At 65.1% G+C, this 16,713-nt stretch carries 18 protein-coding genes; 9 read left to right on the top strand and 9 right to left on the bottom strand.

Going from position 1 to position 16,713, the window contains the following annotated elements; all coding sequences use genetic code 11:
* Positions 1–28: 28 nt before the first annotated feature.
* Positions 29–1,015: an acyl-CoA thioesterase gene (locus AR539_RS01690; protein ID WP_066431903.1), complete on the top strand. Its 987-nt coding sequence runs from the start codon at positions 29–31 to the stop codon at positions 1,013–1,015.
* Here the strand turns inward: AR539_RS01690 and dnaB are convergent.
* Positions 1,012–2,394, bottom strand: a complete 1,383-nt coding sequence (gene dnaB / locus AR539_RS01685; RefSeq protein ID WP_066431900.1) for a replicative DNA helicase — start codon at positions 2,392–2,394, stop codon at positions 1,012–1,014. The genes AR539_RS01690 and dnaB overlap by 4 nt on opposite strands.
* A gap of 650 nt (positions 2,395–3,044) precedes the next feature.
* Here dnaB and AR539_RS01680 point away from each other — a divergent pair.
* Together AR539_RS01680 and AR539_RS01675 are read left to right on the top strand one after the other, a co-directional pair.
* Positions 3,045–3,314, top strand: a complete 270-nt coding sequence (locus AR539_RS01680) for a hypothetical protein (RefSeq protein ID WP_066431897.1) — start codon at positions 3,045–3,047, stop codon at positions 3,312–3,314.
* Between the two features lie 42 nt (positions 3,315–3,356).
* Positions 3,357–3,929: a hypothetical protein gene (locus tag AR539_RS01675; RefSeq protein ID WP_066431888.1), complete on the top strand. Its 573-nt coding sequence runs from the start codon at positions 3,357–3,359 to the stop codon at positions 3,927–3,929.
* Between the two features lie 59 nt (positions 3,930–3,988).
* On the opposite strand, the gene AR539_RS01670 is transcribed toward AR539_RS01675, so the two are convergent.
* Together AR539_RS01670 and AR539_RS01665 are read right to left on the bottom strand one after the other, a co-directional pair.
* Complete coding sequence (locus AR539_RS01670) at positions 3,989–4,615, bottom strand: FMN reductase (RefSeq protein ID WP_066431886.1); 627 nt, start codon at positions 4,613–4,615, stop codon at positions 3,989–3,991.
* An 88-nt stretch (positions 4,616–4,703) separates the two neighbouring features.
* Positions 4,704–5,564: a PhzF family phenazine biosynthesis protein gene (locus tag AR539_RS01665; RefSeq protein WP_066431883.1), complete on the bottom strand. Its 861-nt coding sequence runs from the start codon at positions 5,562–5,564 to the stop codon at positions 4,704–4,706.
* A 65-nt stretch (positions 5,565–5,629) separates the two neighbouring features.
* On the opposite strand from AR539_RS01665, the gene AR539_RS01660 reads away from it, so the two are divergent.
* Positions 5,630–6,064 (top strand): DUF1801 domain-containing protein, encoded by a 435-nt coding sequence (locus tag AR539_RS01660; RefSeq protein WP_066431881.1) that lies wholly within the window; start codon positions 5,630–5,632, stop codon positions 6,062–6,064.
* A 115-nt stretch (positions 6,065–6,179) separates the two neighbouring features.
* On the opposite strand, the gene rplI is transcribed toward AR539_RS01660, so the two are convergent.
* From rplI to rpsF, 4 genes are all read right to left on the bottom strand, one after another.
* The gene (rplI, locus tag AR539_RS01655) at positions 6,180–6,632 is read right to left on the bottom strand and encodes a 50S ribosomal protein L9 (protein ID WP_066431879.1); all 453 of its coding nucleotides are present in this window, start codon (positions 6,630–6,632) and stop codon (positions 6,180–6,182) included.
* A 17-nt stretch (positions 6,633–6,649) separates the two neighbouring features.
* Positions 6,650–6,889, bottom strand: coding sequence for a 30S ribosomal protein S18 (gene rpsR / locus AR539_RS01650; RefSeq protein ID WP_003800144.1), 240 nt, complete (start codon positions 6,887–6,889; stop codon positions 6,650–6,652).
* 125 nt (positions 6,890–7,014) lie between these two features.
* On the bottom strand, positions 7,015–7,587 hold the full coding sequence (locus AR539_RS01645; RefSeq protein WP_066431878.1) for a single-stranded DNA-binding protein: 573 nt from the start codon (positions 7,585–7,587) through the stop codon (positions 7,015–7,017).
* Between the two features lie 55 nt (positions 7,588–7,642).
* Complete coding sequence (gene rpsF / locus AR539_RS01640) at positions 7,643–7,948, bottom strand: 30S ribosomal protein S6 (RefSeq protein ID WP_056428835.1); 306 nt, start codon at positions 7,946–7,948, stop codon at positions 7,643–7,645.
* A gap of 504 nt (positions 7,949–8,452) precedes the next feature.
* On the opposite strand from rpsF, the gene AR539_RS01635 reads away from it, so the two are divergent.
* Genes AR539_RS01635 through AR539_RS01620 form a run of 5 tightly spaced genes read left to right on the top strand, consistent with a single transcriptional unit; the run spans position 8,453 to position 14,382 of the window.
* Complete coding sequence (locus AR539_RS01635) at positions 8,453–9,691, top strand: glycosyltransferase (RefSeq protein WP_231728458.1); 1,239 nt, start codon at positions 8,453–8,455, stop codon at positions 9,689–9,691.
* Positions 9,688–11,178 carry a lipopolysaccharide biosynthesis protein gene (locus tag AR539_RS19605; protein WP_231728457.1) on the top strand — a complete coding sequence of 497 codons (1,491 nt, stop codon included), beginning with the start codon at positions 9,688–9,690 and terminating at the stop codon, positions 11,176–11,178. The genes AR539_RS01635 and AR539_RS19605 overlap by 4 nt, the downstream gene beginning before the upstream one ends.
* Positions 11,175–12,266 (top strand): glycosyltransferase family 2 protein, encoded by a 1,092-nt coding sequence (locus tag AR539_RS19600; RefSeq protein ID WP_231728456.1) that lies wholly within the window; start codon positions 11,175–11,177, stop codon positions 12,264–12,266. Before AR539_RS19605 ends, AR539_RS19600 begins: the two co-directional genes overlap by 4 nt.
* Entirely contained in the window at positions 12,233–13,171 is a 939-nt protein-coding gene (locus AR539_RS01625) for a DUF6492 family protein (RefSeq protein ID WP_231728455.1), read from the top strand. Before AR539_RS19600 ends, AR539_RS01625 begins: the two co-directional genes overlap by 34 nt.
* 2 nt (positions 13,172–13,173) lie before the next feature.
* Positions 13,174–14,382 (top strand): glycosyltransferase family 1 protein, encoded by a 1,209-nt coding sequence (locus tag AR539_RS01620; RefSeq protein ID WP_066431875.1) that lies wholly within the window; start codon positions 13,174–13,176, stop codon positions 14,380–14,382.
* A gap of 66 nt (positions 14,383–14,448) precedes the next feature.
* Here the strand turns inward: AR539_RS01620 and AR539_RS01615 are convergent, their stop codons facing one another.
* Both AR539_RS01615 and AR539_RS01610 read right to left on the bottom strand, forming a co-directional pair.
* Positions 14,449–15,312, bottom strand: a complete 864-nt coding sequence (locus tag AR539_RS01615; RefSeq protein ID WP_066431873.1) for a hypothetical protein — start codon at positions 15,310–15,312, stop codon at positions 14,449–14,451.
* On the bottom strand, positions 15,312–16,328 hold the full coding sequence (locus AR539_RS01610; protein ID WP_231728454.1) for an O-antigen ligase family protein: 1,017 nt from the start codon (positions 16,326–16,328) through the stop codon (positions 15,312–15,314). The genes AR539_RS01615 and AR539_RS01610 overlap by 1 nt, the downstream gene beginning before the upstream one ends.
* Between the last annotated feature and the right edge of the window lie 385 nt (positions 16,329–16,713).

Genomic DNA, 16,713 nt, shown 5'->3' with positions numbered 1-16,713 from the left:
GGCGGCGGCAGGTCAGTAAACTCTGAGCATGAGTGAGAAAGCCGCCAACTCCGTGACCCTGCGCTTCCTGGCAGCCCCCACCGACGTCGGGCACAGCGGGTCGGTCGACGCCGGCACCGTGCTCGAGTGGGTGGACAAGGCCGCGTACGCCGCCGCGGTGGGCTGGGCCAAGTCCTACTGCGTAACGGCGTACGTGGGGAACATCCACTTCGCGGATCCGGTCAACAGCGGGGACATGGTGGAGGTCGAGGCGACCATCGTCTACACCGGACGGTCCTCCATGCACATCCGCACGGTGGTGTCCTCCGGCGATCCGAAGGGCGGCCCGGCCACGATGCGCAGCCAGTGCATGGTGATCTTTGTGGCCGTGGGCGAAGACGGCAAACCTGTTCCGGTGCCGCAGTTCGAGCCGCGGACGCCGGAGGAGATTGAGCAGCGCGACCATGCACTGGCGCGGATCAAGGTCCGCGAGGACATTGTCCAGGCGATGAGCGGGCAGGAGTACACCGCGGCCGGAACGGCCGAGAACGTGGTCCTGCGCTTTATGGCGGCCCCCACGGACGTGAACTGGGGCGGCAAGGTGCACGGCGGCATCGTGATGAAGTGGATCGACGAGGCGGCGTACGTCTGCGCGTCGAGGTACTGCGGGATGGACACGGTGGCCGTCTTTTCCGGCGGAGTGCGCTTCTACCGGCCGCTGCTGATCGGCCACGTGGTGGAAGTGGAAGCCCGGCTGGTCTACACCGGGACCAAGGGCATGCACATCGCGGTCCATGTCCGCTCCGGTGATCCGAAGGGACGCGAGCTGGAGCTCACCACCTACTGCCTGACCGTCATGGTGGCACGCGACGAGCACGGCACGTCCGTCCCGGTCCCGCAGTGGGTGCCGGTCTCGGAGGAGGACAAGCGGCTACACGCCCACGCCCGCGAGCTGCTGGAGATCCGGGGCCGGGCGCCGGGAAACCGGCTGCCCAACCACCTGCTGCGGCCGGCGGAAACCGGCCGGGACAGCTAGAAGCCGCCGCCCCCGGCGTCGGCTGCCATGTTGGCGAACCGCGAGTAGTGGCCCTGGAAGGCAACCACAATGTCCTTGGTGGGGCCGTTGCGGTGCTTGGCGATGAGGATGTCCGCCTCCCCGGCACGCGGGGATTCCTTGTCGTAGACGTCCTCGCGGTGCAGGAGGATGACCATGTCGGCGTCCTGCTCGATGGAGCCGGATTCACGCAGGTCCGAGACCATGGGACGCTTGTCCTGGCGCTGCTCGGAGCCGCGGTTCAGCTGTGACAGGGCAATGACCGGGACCTGGAGTTCCTTGGCCAGCAGCTTCAATGCACGGGAGAACTCGGAAACTTCCTGCTGCCGGGACTCCACCTTTTTGCCCGAGCTCATCAGCTGGAGGTAGTCCAGGATAACGAGCTTGAGATCGTGCTGCTGCTTCAGGCGGCGACACTTGGCCCGGATCTCCATCAAAGACATGTTGGGGCTGTCGTCGATGAAGAGCGGAGCCTCATTCATCCGGCCCATCGTGGTGGCGATCTTGGACCACTGCTCGTCCTTGATGGTGCCCTTGCGCAGGTCCTGCAGGCCGATGGTCGCCTCCGCGGACAGCAGGCGCATGGCGATCTCGTTCCGGCCCATTTCGAGCGAGAACATGACCGTGGCGAGGTTGTTCTTGATGGCCGCGGAGCGGGCGAAGTCCAGCGCAAAGGTGGACTTGCCGACTGCGGGCCGCGCCGCGATGACAATCATCTGGCCCGGGTGCAGGCCGTGGGTGAGCTCGTCGAGTTCGTAGAAGCCCGTCGGAACGCCCGTCATTCCCTCTTCGCGGTGTCCGGACGCTTCGATTTCGTCCACGGTGGATTCCATCACGTCCTTGAGGACCACGTAGTCCTCGGCGGTGCGGCGCTCCGCCACGGCATAGATTTCGGCCTGCGCCTGGTTGACCAGGTCTTCCACTTCGCCGTCCTGGCCGTAGCCCAGCTGGACGATCTTGGTGCCGGCATTGACGAGGCGGCGCAGGACCGCGCGTTCGGCCACGATTTCGGCATAGTAGCCCGCGTTCGCGGCGGTGGGGACGGTCTGGATGAGCTCGTGCAGGTAGGCAGGGCCGCCGATCCGGTTGACCTCGCCCCGTTTGGTCAGTTCATCCGAGACGGTGACGGCGTCCGCGGGCTCGCCGCGTCCATAGAGGTCAATGATGGCCTCGTAGATCGTCTCGTGCGCCGGCCGGTAGAAGTCGACCCCGCGCAGGATTTCGACGACGTCCGCGATGGCGTCCTTCGACAGCATCATGCCGCCCAGCACCGACTGCTCGGCGGGAATGTCCTGTGGCGGCTTGCGGCTGCCTTCGGCTCCCCGGGTCCCCTCGACTGAGTCCAGATGCGTTACTGACAAAACTGCCGTCCTCCGTTGTGTGCCGCGGCTGTGTCCGTGCGCCGGCGGCGTGTGTGCCATGGGCGTAAGTGCCCGGTGCCGTCGTCCCCGCGGGATGCCCGACGGACTCATTCCTATCAGCCGGCTCCGACACTTTGGCCGGCTCGCGGAACGGCCGGTTGTCCACAGGCTGGTGCCAGTGCTGTTCGTCCGCACCCGAGCGGGCTCCGCGCGCAGCCGGCCCCCTGTTTCTGCAGCAGTTTCCGCGTCCAGGATCCGATCTCCAGCAACGGTATCGCCCCATCCGGCAGGCACCAACCCGGCCGGCCGCCGCCCCTGTGGATAACCTGTGCACTACCGCCCACTGCTTGTGCACAGCCTGTGGGAACAACTGTGGATTAAAAAAATGTTCCCGGAGAAACAGGGCTTTGACCTGCGGAAACACTGCATTTGCTGTGTGGACACAAAAGAATTTTCGCAGCGGGTCATCCACAGCCCGCCGGGACGGCTGGGGATACCCGGCGGGCCATGAGGCCATACTTCGGCCGAAATATGCACATTAAGTGATGGTGCCCACAGAACCGCCCGGGACGCGGGCTGCGCCGCGCCCCGCAGGCATGCCCGTTCCGGAATGTGCTGTGGATAACTGTGATCTGGCATAAGCTCTTCATATGGGCGATGTACTGCTGGTCATACTGCCTGCCCTCATCCTGGCGGCGGTCCTTTGGGCCGTTGCCACGGCCCTCAAGCCGCGCGACTTCGGCATGTCGGAAGCGGAGCGCTACCAGCATGAACTGGCTGCCCGTTCGCAGGCCCACTACGCCGCGCAGGTCCAGGCCGCCACGGCCGCCCGTGCGCGCGTGGACGCCGTCACGCGGCCCAGCCAGAATGAACAGCAGAAGTCCCAGCAGGCAGACCACGCCCGCAGGCACCCCTCTTAGATTTTTTGACCGCCCCGAATTTTGCAGATCGGCTGTAGTTCCATGGAATCCCTGCTTGTCCCCCTCCTGATCCTGGCGCTCGTCGGCGTCGGCGTGCTGTTCACCGCCCGGGCCCTCGGCCGCCGGAAGGGCCACCTCCGGCCGGGCGCTGCCCCCCAGCCCGCACCCGATCCCGTCGAGCTGGCACGCGCCTCCGCGGCCCGGCTCACCGAGGAACAGCACCGGCGGCTCTATGCACTGATCGCCCAGGGGCAGGCCATGGCCGCGGTCAAGCTTTACTTCGAGGCCACCGGTGACGGCCTGCGCGCCTCCCGGGACGCTGTGGGGGCCCTGGCCGCCCACCCGCAGCCTTTCCGGCCCGAGGCCCCGGAGCAGGCGAACAGCGAGGACGAGGACGACGCCCCCCAGCGCTTCGCGTACCGCTACCGCGCCATCGCCAGCAAGGGCGACGTCACGCGCGAGGTCAGCAGCAACATGCTCAACGACGAGATCTACGGCAGGATCCGCACCCTCGCCAGGAGCGGCGACACGGAAGCCGCGGCCCAGGCCCTGACCCGCCACTCGGACATTTCGCTCAAACAGGCCCGCGAATTCATCGCCCTGCTGGAGGACTGACCCCCGGGCGCCGCTCCTACGACGGACTTTCCGCAGCTGCGGTCCGCGGCGGCGGGGGATCACTGACCGCCGGAAATGCCCGCCAGCAGCTGTTCGAACGGCAGCGATTCAGCGGCGCCCGGCTTCTGCCGGGGCTGTGGGCCCTGCAGCAGCCCGGCAAACTCCCCCGCCGCCCGGTCGATCCGGGTGGAGAGCGCCGCGCCGTCGCCGTCGTTGTTTCCCCAGTCCTGGGGGCCGGCAAAGACGGCAGTGCTGGCGATGCGGGTACGCAGGTAGGTGAACAGGGGCCGCATGGCGTAGTCCAGGACCAGCTGGTGCCGGTCCGTCCCGGCGGTGGCACCGAGCAGGACGGCCTTGCCCTCTAGGGATTTGGGGTCCAGGACGTCGATGAAGGATTTGAAAAGTCCGCTGTAGGAGGCGCTGAAGACGGGGGTGACCGCAATGATGCCGTCCGAGGCCTCGACGCCGGCAATCACGGCGGCCAGCTTGGGTGCCGGGTAGCCGGTCACGAAGTTGTTCGCGATGTCCACCGCCAGGTCCCGCAGTTCAATGACCTCGATGTCCGCGCCGTACCCCGCTGCCGCGAGTTGGCGTTCCGCCGCGGCGGCCAGCTGGTCGGCCAGCAGCCGGCTCGACGACGGGACGCCGAGTCCGGCGGAGAGAACGGTGATGCGTCGGGTTTCCACGGAGTGCTCCTGGGGTGAAGTAGGACAGATTCAGTATATGCGTTTGCATCTATCCATAGAAGGCGCGTCAACCTCCGTTTATTCCCCCTCAGAGCAGCACGAAGCCCTCGATGCAGCTCACTGCGCTGCCGCCGACCCAGATGTCGTCCCCCGCCGCCTGGATGTGGACCCGGCCCGCCCGGCCCAGCACCGTCCCCTGCGCCGCGACGTAGGACTCGGGGGCCCGGCCGCTGCGGATCAGCCACTGGGCCGCGCCGGCGTTGAAGCTGCCCGTCACCGGGTCTTCCGCCGCCGCATCGCCGGGGATGAACGTGCGCACCTCAAAGTCCGTTTCGGATCCGGCAGAATGCGGGCCGATCACACCGACTTTGAGCCCGGCCATGGCCGCGTAGTCGGGCCTGATGGACAGGACCAGCTCTGCGGACGCCAGGAGCACGCCGATCCACTCCGGTCCGTTGACAAGCCAGGAAGCGTCCAGCAGCGCCTCCCGGGGCAGGCCCAGGCCGGCGGCGATGCGGGCGAGGTCCTTGCCGGCCACCGGCCCGGAACGTGTCAGCGGCGGGGCGGCGAAAGCCAGCCGCCCGCCGTCGTGCCTGACCCGGACAAGCCCCGCCCCGCACTCCTGGACCAGCATGCCGTCCTGCCGGGGGACGCCGCCCGCCTCGAGCCAGGCGTGCGCCGAGCCGAGCGTGGGATGGCCGGCAAAGGGGAACTCCTCGCTGCCGGTGAAGATCCTCACCCGGTAGTCGGCCCCGGGGTCTGTGGGCGGCAGCAGGAACGTGGTCTCGGACAGGTTGGTCCAGTTCGCGAACTGCTGCATGACGGCGGAAGAAAGCCCCTCGGCGTCGACGACGACGGCCAGCGGATTGCCGCGGTAGGGTTCGGCGGAAAAGACGTCCACCTGCCCGAAGGGCCTCAGACGGGGGACTGTTGGCGTAGTCGGAGTCACCGGAGCAGGCTACCACCGCCGCCGTTCCGGCTGACAAGGGCGCCTGGGTCTGCGAGACTGCCCCCATGGCAGCGAACAAGACCGGCAACAAAACTGTGGCCACCGGCGCCTCCGTGGAGGAGTTCCTGGCCGGCGTCGAACATCCCGTGCGCAGGGAAGACGGCCGCCGGCTGCTGGAACTGATGTCCGGGATCACGGGCGAGCCCCCGCAGATGTGGGGCCCCACCATCGTCGGCTTCGGCCGCTACCACTACAAGTACGAGTCCGGCCGGGAGGGCGACGCGGCCGCCGTCGGGTTCTCGCCGCGGAAAACCAGCCTTTCCCTTTACGGGCTGACCTACGGCCCCGGGGCGGCGGAGCTTCTCGGCCGGCTGGGGAAGCACAGGACCGGGGCAGGCTGCCTGTACATCAACAAGCTGGAGGACGTCGACCAGGCGGTGCTGGCGGAGCTAGTGCGCTCCGGCTACCGGCACGTGATGACGGAGCTGCACCACGGCTGAACCCTCCGCCCGAGCGAAGCCTGGGTTAAGCAGAAGACCCCCGCGTCCGGTTCCTCGGGAGGAATCCGGCCACGGGGGCCTTCCAGCAGTTCAGGGCAGCAGGCCGCCCTAAGGACTACTTGCTTGCTACGACGTCGAGTTCGATCACAGCGGAAACGTCGTCGTGCAGACGGACGTTTGCCTGGTAGGAACCGGTCGACTTGATGTGAGCCGGCAGTTCAACCTTGCGCTTGTCGATGCGGCCGAGGCCTGCAGCTTCAACGGCGTCAGCCACGTCGGCCTGCTTGACGGTGCCGAACAGGCGTCCGGTCTCGCCAGCCTTGACAACGAGCTTGACCGGCTTGGCCTGCAGTGCAGCAGCCTGCTTCTGAGCATCTTCCAGGGAAGCGTGCTCGCGGGCAGCGCGGGCAGCCTTGATGGACTCAACCTGCTTCTCGCCACCCTTGGACCAGGTCAGGGCGAAGTTGCGGGGCAGCAGGTAGTTACGTGCGTAACCGTCCTTGACCTCGACAACGTCGCCAGCAGCACCGAGACCGGTTACTTCGTGGGTCAGAATGAGCTTTGCCATGTTAGTTAATCCCTTCCTTAGCCGCGGCCAGCGCCGGAGTAAGGCAGCAGAGCAACTTCGCGGGCGTTCTTGATTGCCTGTGCGATCTTGCGCTGTTCCTGCACCGTGACGCCGGTGACGCGACGGGCGCGGATCTTTCCGCGGTCGGAGATGAACTTGCGCAGCAATGCTACGTCCTTGTAGTCGATGACAGTGATGTCAGCGGCCTTCAAGGGGTTGGACTTTGGTTTGGGCTTACGGAGTTCAGCCTTAGCCATCGTGGAGCTCCTATTCGATGGAGCCCGTGGACATTGATCCACGGGATGGTGGTGATCCGACGGCGCTGCGTGCCCGTCCGCCTTGCGGCGGAACGGCGTTCACGCCGTCGAAGCTTAGATGTTGTTTAGAAGGGAGGTTCGGAATCGGGGCCGTTGCCCCAGCCGCCGCCTGCATTGCTGACACCGGGCGTGGCCCAAGGGTCATCCTGCTGCGCGGACTGGTTGCCGCCCCAGTTCCCGCCCGAATTGCCGCCCTGGTTTCCACCAGAACCGCCACCGAAGCCGCCGCCGAAGCCACCCTGGGCACCGTTTCCGGCACCCCCACCGCCGGAGCGCTGGGTGCGGTTGACCTTGGCGTTGGCGTAGCGCAGGCTGGGGCCGATTTCATCGACCTCAAGCTCGATAACGGTGCGCTTCTCGCCTTCTTTGGTTTCGTAGGAACGGCTCTTCAACCGGCCGGAAACGATCACACGCATGCCCTTGGTCAGGGATTCGGCGACGTTTTCGGCGGCTTCACGCCAAACCGACGCGCGGAGGAACAGGGTTTCCCCGTCCTTCCACTCATTGGACTGGCGGTCGAAGGTGCGGGGAGTGGACGCGATGGTGAAATTCGCTACTGCCGAACCGGACGGTGTGAACCTCAGTTCGGGGTCATTGGTGAGATTACCGATGACCGTAATAGTGGTTTCGCCTGCCATCTACTGCCTCCTTGTTCGTTCCTGCGGGGGTGAAGAGTGAAAATCGGGAGCTGAATTACTCAGCAACGACCTTCTGCTCTTCGGGGCGGGTGATCTTGGTGCGCATGATGGTCTCATTGAGGCTCAGCTGGCGATCAAGTTCCTTGGCGGTAGCCGGCTCAGCGGTGAAGTTCACCACGGCGTAGATACCTTCAGACTTCTTCTGGATTTCGTAAGCCAGGCGACGACGGCCCCAGATGTCAACCTTTTCGATGGTTCCACCATCGGTCGTGATGACGTTCAGGAACTTCTGAAGCGTTGGCTCAACGGTACGCTCTTCGACCTCGGGGTCGATGATTACCATCAATTCGTAAGGACGCATATGTGAACCCACCTCCTTTGGGCTAAGCGGTTACGGCATTTCCGTAACAGGAGGTTCATTTGCGGTGCCATGTGCCGGCAGGCCCCCAGGATCGGGGGCAGGACGCAGCACAGACTTCAATAGCTTAGTGCATCGGGACCGGATTCCACGATTCCGCGCCCGCCCAGCGTACGCACTCCCGGGAGTGGGGCGGAAGCGCAACGGGCCTCCATGTGGACAACCCTGTGCCATGTTCCTCCGACACGGGGGCTTCAGGATCAAAAACAAAGTACCCGGGGAAAAATTACTCGTCTTCCAGCGCGGTCCTACTTGACTATCCGTTTGGCCTAGTTCCTGCCAACGCCCCCGGCTATATTTGCTGTCAATGTCACCAAGGGCCGGTTCCGCTGGTATTACGCAAGGCGTATCACTGCGCCTGCGGCGGCCGCCTTGGTGAGCACCGGGACAGGAGCACCATATCCCTGATCAGCAGGGATATGGCCTCCTTCGAAGGACGGGGACCTCATGGCTAACGCGCGCCGGAGCCAGACGAGCGTCGATGGTGCCATGCGGGTGCTGGTCTATCCGCACGAACTGGCCACCGGCGGCAGCCAGATCAATGCGCTGGAGCTTGCCGGGGCGGTCCGTGACCTGGGGCATCATGTGACGGTCTTCGCGACTCCCGGCGTCCTGATCGACAAGATCAATCAACTCGGACTGGACTTCGTCGAGGCCCCGCCACGGCGGTACAGCGTGGATTCCGCGACGATCCGCAAGCTCACGTCGACAGTCCGCACACGTGGCATTGACATTGTCCATCCCTATGAATGGGCACCCAGCATCGATACAGCATTCGGCCCCGCGCTGCGTTACAGGACCCCTGCGGTCATGACGGTGCTGTCGATGGACATTCCGGACTTCCTGCCACGACATTTTCCCCTCATTGTCGGAACCCATGCCCTCGCTGCCGCGGAGGCCATGCGGCGCTCTCACGTCCAAGTGATGGAGCCGCCAGTCGACACCGACCGCAACAAGCCCTCTGGAATCGCCGCCGCACGCCGGCACCTTCGCATTCCGCCAGAGCACCTGGCCGTCGCCGTGGTGGGCCGCCTCACGACAGATCTGGAGAAACTGCAGGGCGTGGAGGCAGCCATCCGGGTGATCGACAGCCTTTCAGCGAATCGCGCCGTGGTGCTGCTTGTGGCGGGCGACGGCGAGGGCTTCGCCGCCGTGCGCGCGGCGGCGACGGCGGTGAACGAGCGGCGGGGCCGGGACGTGGTCCGCGTTCACGGCAATGCCAGCGATCCCAGGCCTTTTTACGAGGCCGCGGACGTCGTTCTCGGGATGGGCAGTTCGGCGCTGCGCGGGATGGCCTACGCCAAACCCCTGATAGTTCAGGGGACAGCCGGCTTCTGGAAGCTGGCCAGTCCCGAAACCGCTCCCCAGTTCCTCCGGGATGGGTGGTTCGGACACGGTGGCGGTGGAGCAGGCGAACTGCAGAAGATACTCGGCGGCCTGCTGGACGATGAGGATCTGCGGTCACGTCTCGGCTCCTTTGGTAGGGAACTGGTTGAGGACAGGTTCAGCCTTGTCATGGCGGCCCGGAGTCTGGAGTCCACATACCGGTCCCTTCTGCAGAAACCGATGGCCGGACGACTCAGCCGCTCCTTGCTCCGCACCGGGTACGAGGTCACGAAGTTCCGGGCTGTGATGCACCTGAGGAATCCTGAAAGTTTCCGATGGCCTCGGAGGCCTGCACTATGAGCTCAACTCAACCCGGGCTCGGCAGGCAAATTGGCCGCGGCCTCGCTTGGAGCAGCGTTAACAGCCTGGTGCTGCGGGTGGGCAGTCTTGCCGTGGGCATTGTCCTCGCCCGCCTGCTTGCACCCGAGCAGTTTGGGGTGTTTGCCGTCGCACTGACAGTTCAGGCTGTCTTGATGACAATCGCGGACCTGGGCATGAGCGCAGACTTGGTCCGGTCCGCCGATCCTGGGCGAAAAGCACCGACTGTAGCGAGCCTGGGGCTCGCCTCGGGTGCCCTTCTGGCTATCACCGTAGCGTTCTCGGGACAAGGCATCGGTGAGCTCCTCGGCAGCCCTGCCTCCGGTCCGGTGATCTCGGTCATGGCGTTCTCGCTGTTGCTGGCGGGGGCCGGGGTGGTCCCTTACGCCATGCTCCAGCGCCGGTTCGCGCAGAAGCAGCTCTTTGGAATTGCCGTCGCGGACTTCTTGATCGGAACCGCATTGACGATCGTTCTCATCCTCTCCGGGTGGGGTGTCATGGGCCTCGCAGTCGGACGGCTAGTTTCGCAAGCAGTGGCCCTCGTCCTACAGTTTGTTTTCTCAGGGGAACGGATGCGATATGGTTTCGACCGGTCAGTAGCGCCTGAAGTGCTCTCGTTCGGCCTTCCTGTCGCTGGCGCCAACATGCTCTCATGGGTCCTGTTGAATGTGGACAATGTGGCAATATCCCGTTTGGCCGGGCCTGTGGCGCTCGGCTTCTATTTCCTGGCGTTTAATGTCTCGAACTGGCCAATGAGCGCGCTGGGGCAGGTTGTCCGGTCGATTTCGATGCCTGCCTTCGCCCGAGTGGCCCGGGGAAGTGCTGACAGGAGTTTCGCAGTAGTCCTGGGGCCAACTTGGGCGCTGTCCCTTCTGGCGGGTCTCATGCTGGCCACACTTGCCCGCCCCGTCATAGATCTCGTCTACGGCACCGTTTGGCTGCCCGCCGCTGCCATCCTCGCGTGGCTTGGAATCTTCGGCGCGCTACGCACCCTGTTTGACCTCAGCGCTTCTTACCTTTTGGCCAGGGGCGCTTCCACGCCGACGCTACTGGTTCAAATCGTATGGATTGCCGGCCTTATCCCGGCTGTCCTGCTTGGCATCCATACCGGGGGAACCACAGGCGTCGCTGTGGCGCATTTGGCCACGGCAGCTGCCGTCGTCTGCCCTGCCTATGCCTTGGCGCTTCACCGCAGCGGGGCTGATCTCCGCGCCGTGGCCGCGCGGATGTGGCCGCCCCTCACCGCAGCCGTCCCGGCAACCGCAGCGGCTGTGGCAGCCCTCGAATGGGCCCAACCCTCCCCTGCGGGAATACTCGCTGGCGCCCTCGCAGGAACTGCTGTCTACGCCCTTCTTCTGGGCCGTTGGTTCTGGCGGCAGATCCGTGAGTTCAAGGACTGGATGCCGGAAGATAGCCCCACGCCGTCCGGCACCGCCGCCCAGGCTTCCCCGGCCAGGGGGACACCATGACGCAACCCGTCACCCGAAAGATCAAAGCACGCCCGCGCGACGTTGGCGGCGAACCCGCAACCGTCACCGTGGTGATCGCCTGCTACAACTACGGCCGCTTCCTCCGCGACGCAGTGCTCAGCGCAGTTAGCCAGCGTGGCGTGGCTGTCGATGTCATCATCGTCGATGACGCGTCAACGGATGACAGCCGCGCTGTGGCCGGGTCTCTCGCTTCCGCGCATGGCAACGTTCGCACGTTGGCCCACGAGACCAACTGCGGCGTAGTGGAAACTTTCAACGACGGCGCCAAGGCCGCTACAGGTGAGTTCCTTGTCCGGCTCGATGCCGATGACCTGCTCACGCCCGGGTCCCTCGACCGCGCCGTTCGGGTTGCGCGCGCCCACCCGTCGGTCGGCCTTGTATACGGCCACCCCCTCCATTTCTCCGGAGGCGCCCTTCCCCGGCCCCGGCTGGAGGCCTCCGCCTGGACCGTCTGGCCGGGGCGGGAATGGCTGGGTGACCGTTGCCGGAGTGGCGTCAATGTCATCACCTCGCCGGAGGTCCTGATGCGGCGATCGGTGCTGGACAGGATCGGCTTTCAGGCACCGCTCAAGCACACCCATGACATGGAGTTCTGGTTCCGCTTCGCAGCCTTCTCCGACGTCGCCTACATTCACGGAGCTGACCAGGCCTGGCACCGCGAGCACAGCGAAAGCCTCTCGGCGCGCGAGGTAGACGTCCTTGTTGACCTGCTGGAACGCCGGGAAGCCTTCGAGGTTCTCTTCGCCGGCCCCGCCGGGTCGGTAGCCCAGGCCGGCGAGCTCCGCCGTCTGGCTAGGAACGCGCTGATCAATGAGGCGCTCAGGACTGCGCGCGGCGAGCTGGATCGCGGCGCTGGCCCCTCCCACGTATACCGCTCCAGCCTAGGGCTGGCCCGGGAACTTGATCCCGGCGTCGTGCATCGTTCCGCGTGGGACCGCCTGGCACGGCGTTCCGGCACGACGGCCCATCCGCTGCGGAACAGTGGCGGCCCGCTCGTCCGACGTCTGGCGGCCCGGATCCGGTCGGAGCTCCAATGGTGGCGCTGGCACAGAAACGGAGTGTACTGATGTTGCCCGTAAACCCAGGCGGTCCGGCGCTGACCGTTCTGACGCCCAGCTACGGACCTGACGCCGAGTTGTGCGCCGACTTGAACCGCTCGATCATGGAGCTGACTGAGGACGTTGAACACCACATCGTCGTTCCGCACCGGGACCGGAAGTACTTCAACGATCTGGCGGGAAGGCGGACGTTCGTCCGCGACGTTCGTGAGTTCCTGCCCGGCAACCTGGTAAGGGCCCCCGGCGCTAACCTTTGGTTCAACGCGCGACAGCTCTGGCCGCCCGTCCGCGGCTGGATCGCCCAGCAGCTGGTGAAGCTGTCCGCCGCGGCCTCCTTTGAAACTGACGGCGTGCTGTTGATGGATTCGGATATGGTGCTGATCCGAAGGACCTCCCTCGATTCCTTCCTGCTCAATGGAAAGCCCACGTTCTACCGCAACCCCGGCGCCGTCCACCAGGGGCTGCCGATGCACCGAAAGTGGCACGAATCCTCCCGGTCGCTCCTGGGACTGACGCCCCCTCCAGCTGGAAACCTCACTGATTACATCAGCTGGCCCTGCCTTTGGGAGCCAACGGTAGTGCGGGGCCTGCTGTCAGCAATCGAAGCCCACACAGGCCGGGCGTGGGCCACGGCGGTAGGCAGCCAACTGCATTTCTCGGAGATGGTTCTCTACGGCGTATACGTTGACGAGGTTTTGGGCGGTGCTGAAACAACCACAAACCGCATGCGAAGCGTTGTGTATTCCGAGGAACGCCCCCTCGATCCGGCCGCGCTCTCCGCCTTACTGGCCGGGGTCACGTCCGCCGATCTCGCTGTCATGGTTTCGGCTAAGTCGGGGACAGCCCTGCTTGATCGCCGCCAGGCATTAGCGGAGGTCCGGGCAACGCTCGCCGGCGAAGAGGAACGGAGTTGACCATGGGTAATGCACTGACCGGACTCGCGATGCGGCTCAGGCGCGACGGAGCCGGCGACGTTTTCCGGTGGGGGACGCGCCGCATGGCGCAAAAACTCGGGGAGCGGCTGTGCTGGGACGACCTGGACCTGCCCCTCCGGCCTGAGGACATAGCCGATCCCGCCGCGATGAGCCGCCCTGCGGTCCGTGCGGTGCGGGACAGCGGCCTGCGGGTCGGCTGGGTCTGCACTCCGCCGGGCGCCGGCTCCGGCGGGCACACCACGTTCTTCCGCATGGTTGAGGGGGTGGAGCGACGCGGACACAGCTGCACGTTGTTCCTCTACGACGTTAATTCCGACGATGTCACCCGCCATGAGGAGGTAATCCGGCGCTTCTGGCCGGGAATGAAGGCTGACATCAGGTCGGCGACGCCCCACATCGACGGGGTCGATGCCGTGGTGGCCAGTTCGTGGACGACAGCCCACGTGGTGGCATCGAGGGTCGCATTGGCCACACACCGCTTCTATTTCGTCCAGGATTATGAGCCCTACTTCTACCCTCGCGGTTCCCTGTACACGCTTGCGGAGCACTCCTACCACCTGGGCCTGGGCATGATTGCTTTGGGCGACATGGTGGCTTCGCGGCTGCAGCAGGAATCCGGCATCGTCGCGGCCGTGACCGTCCCGTTCGGCTGTGATACGGATGTCTACCGGCTCCTGGAGGTTCCCGCCCGGTCAGAGCCCCGGCGGGGCGTGGTGTTCTACGCGAAGAGGAACACAGACCGACGAGGCTACCTGCTGGCGAAACTGGCACTGGAACGCTTCCACAGGATGCACCCGGACGAGGAGATCCACGTTTACGGCGACCGCGTGGACAACTGGCCTATCCCGGTGACCAACCACGGAAGTCTCCCTCCCGCGGATCTGAATCGGCTCTACAACCGCACTAGAGCAGGCTTGGTGATGTCCTTTACCAACATCTCGTTGGCAGCCGAAGAATTGTTGGCTGCCGGCTGCACGCCGGTCCTTAACGACTCAGACCTTGCCCGCGCCGATCTTCCCGCGCACGGCGCGGTCTGGGCTTCTCCGACGCCCGCGGCCTTGGCGTCCGCACTCTCGGCGTTGGTGGCCGGGCCTGCGGAAACCGCCGGCTCACCCCGGGTCCGGGCGGGCTGGGGCCGTACCCAGGCCCTGGTGGCCGACTACATCGAATCTGCCTGCATGGGAGCCTAAGAAACCGGGAAGCAGGCGCGTCCGCTGAGCGGGACACCAGTGCCGTTGGGGTGCCGATCGCTTCCGTCAAGGCGCACCCTTGTCGGCGCCCACCTTCTCGCTGCTGGGGGTTAGGGTCTCCTGCGGTTCATCCGGAGTCCGGGCTGAACGGCGCCGGCCGGCGCGCGTGGCGGTTGCTTCTCCTGGCACCGGACGCGCCTTACTGTCCGGAATGGCGTCGAGGTGTAGCCCTCCCGGCACCGCCCCATCCGCAGGGAGACCGGCCGTTGAAGGCGCCGACTTCCTGACGGCCCGATTCTTCTTCGCCGCTTCGATCGCCCGGGCTAGGGAGACCGCTGCGAAGACGAGGATGGTGCCCACGAGGAACACGATGATGGCTGCCCGCAGGCGGTTGGAATACAGCTCTGTGGCCCGGTCCGGCGTCGAGACCGTCAGGGACGTGAACAGGTACCTCTCGTCTGCCCCGTTGACGCTCTGCATCTCCTTGAGATCCGACTCCAAGTTCTTTCCTAGAGCCGAGGCCGTCGCTATGGCTTGCTCCTCCGTCTCGCCGACGCCTCTGATGTCTATGACAAAGCCGTTGCCGCCGACGCCGCGGCTCACGGCATATTCGCTCCCCAGTCCGGCCTCCTGCAGTTTGTCGGCCGTTGCCAGGGAGTTCAGCCGGGTGATGAGAACGTCGATGACCAAGGCAGGGTCCGCTGACCGCAAGTAGGGGTTGTCCTTGTTGAGGAGCTCCAGTTCCGGGTCTTTCTCGATTTCCTCAGGCGTCGGAACAATTGGGTTCACCACTGCATAGCTCATGCTGGCCTCATACGACCGCGGACCGAACTGATAGACGTATACCGCGGCGAGGAGCGTGAGCAGGACCACCGGAATGACAAAGAACTTGTGGTGCCACAAAGTTTTAACGACTGCCAGAGGATCCATCAGTAGTCTCCATTTCGCGGAGTTGGGTCGGTTGGTGACACGTCAGTCTGGGAGCCGCTGCGCCCAGCGGTCGCCGGGAGTTTCGACTCGCGCTTGACGAGAATCCATACGGCTCCGCCTAGGCCTACAACTAGCGGGTATACCAGAGCAAAGACGGGAAATGAGAGGGAATCGAAGCCCAAGGAGCACACCCCGGCGACCATGCCCGCTGCCGCTATGGCACCGGCGAGGCATTTCAGCGACTCAGACCGGGCCACCCGGGCAGCCTGGACGGCTGCCAGCCCTGGGAGCAGCAGATAAAGCACCACGGCGAGCAGTCCGACGATGCCGAGCGTGACCGCCGTATTGAGGTACTGGTTGTCCAGAATGAACACTGCGTTCTGCGGGATGTAGTTGCCTGGTCCCGTGCCGAAGATGGGTCGCTCCTCGAACATGGCGGCGACTCGCGGGTAGTTGTTGGTCCGGTTACTGATGGAGGGGTCGGATTCATCGGCTGTCACACTGGCGCTGATCGTGCTGACCAGTCCCGGGACCGTCAGGAAAAGGGCTGCCAGCACCACCGGAAACACCATCCCCAACCACCTCCGGGCGCCACGGGGAAGGAACGGCAGTAGGGTCAGCGTACCCACTGCAAGGCCGAGCACACCGGAACGGGACACCGTGGACGCAACAGCGAAAACCAACAGCGCTGTCCCTAGCCAATGCACCCATTTGCGTCCAGCGGGATCGTAAAGCCCCCTCCAAATGGACAGCGGCAGCAGCATGGCCGCAACGACGGCGAGCTCGATCGAGTGGAAGGTGCTCCCCGATACCCGGACCAGTGCACCGCGTGCCTGAAAGGCCGTATCGCCGCCGTTGTAGGTAAAACCCGGCATGGCCGACTGCACCCATTCCATCGGGTTGACCCGGAAATAAAACTGGGCCACCGCTACCAGGCAGCAGAACACACCACCTGCCAGCAGTGCCCGCACCAGGACCAACGCGTCTGTTATGGTCCTGACGCGTTCAGCGGTCACCAGAACTAGTCCTGCGCTGGCCGCAAGTAGAATCAGCCATCGGTCTGCCGAAGCCCGCACAACTGGGGTGCTGCCGCCGGTCCAACCCGACACCAGGCCGATGTAGGACAGGCAAGATGCCACTATTAGGGCGACGAGGGCAAGCCTCCCGGGGTGCCGGAATCCCACGGGATCGTGCAGGCCCAAAAGTGACGACACCGCCCAGAGAACAAAGAGACCAGCGGAGAGCAGGAGCGGAACTGTACCCGCCGCGCCCAGTCCGCCCAAAACCATGCTGGACGGAAAAAAGAAGATCCCAAACGCAACGATCCGAAGGATCAGGGGTGGATGTCCCTTCCTCGCCTGGCTTATCTCAAAGTCCGTAAGCGCGGGTGTTCGCCGCTGC

The organism is Arthrobacter sp. EPSL27 (genome assembly GCF_001512305.1).
Taxonomy (GTDB): Bacteria; Actinomycetota; Actinomycetes; order Actinomycetales; family Micrococcaceae; genus Arthrobacter.
This window is presented reverse-complemented; position numbering and strand designations above follow the sequence as displayed.

Coding starts and splice junctions, on each gene's coding strand:
- AR539_RS01690 (WP_066431903.1), top strand. CDS start 29: ATGAGTGAGAAAGCCGCCAACTCCGTGACCCTGCGCTTCCTGGCAGCC.
- AR539_RS01645 (WP_066431878.1), bottom strand. CDS start 7,587: ATGGCAGGCGAAACCACTATTACGGTCATCGGTAATCTCACCAATGAC.
- AR539_RS01660 (WP_066431881.1), top strand. CDS start 5,630: ATGGCAGCGAACAAGACCGGCAACAAAACTGTGGCCACCGGCGCCTCC.
- rplI (WP_066431879.1), bottom strand. CDS start 6,632: ATGGCAAAGCTCATTCTGACCCACGAAGTAACCGGTCTCGGTGCTGCT.
- AR539_RS01615 (WP_066431873.1), bottom strand. CDS start 15,312: ATGGATCCTCTGGCAGTCGTTAAAACTTTGTGGCACCACAAGTTCTTT.
- rpsR (WP_003800144.1), bottom strand. CDS start 6,889: ATGGCTAAGGCTGAACTCCGTAAGCCCAAACCAAAGTCCAACCCCTTG.
- AR539_RS01675 (WP_066431888.1), top strand. CDS start 3,357: ATGGAATCCCTGCTTGTCCCCCTCCTGATCCTGGCGCTCGTCGGCGTC.
- AR539_RS01625 (WP_231728455.1), top strand. CDS start 12,233: ATGGTGGCGCTGGCACAGAAACGGAGTGTACTGATGTTGCCCGTAAAC.
- AR539_RS01635 (WP_231728458.1), top strand. CDS start 8,453: ATGGCTAACGCGCGCCGGAGCCAGACGAGCGTCGATGGTGCCATGCGG.
- AR539_RS01680 (WP_066431897.1), top strand. CDS start 3,045: ATGGGCGATGTACTGCTGGTCATACTGCCTGCCCTCATCCTGGCGGCG.
- AR539_RS01620 (WP_066431875.1), top strand. CDS start 13,174: ATGGGTAATGCACTGACCGGACTCGCGATGCGGCTCAGGCGCGACGGA.
- AR539_RS19605 (WP_231728457.1), top strand. CDS start 9,688: ATGAGCTCAACTCAACCCGGGCTCGGCAGGCAAATTGGCCGCGGCCTC.
- rpsF (WP_056428835.1), bottom strand. CDS start 7,948: ATGCGTCCTTACGAATTGATGGTAATCATCGACCCCGAGGTCGAAGAG.
- AR539_RS19600 (WP_231728456.1), top strand. CDS start 11,175: ATGACGCAACCCGTCACCCGAAAGATCAAAGCACGCCCGCGCGACGTT.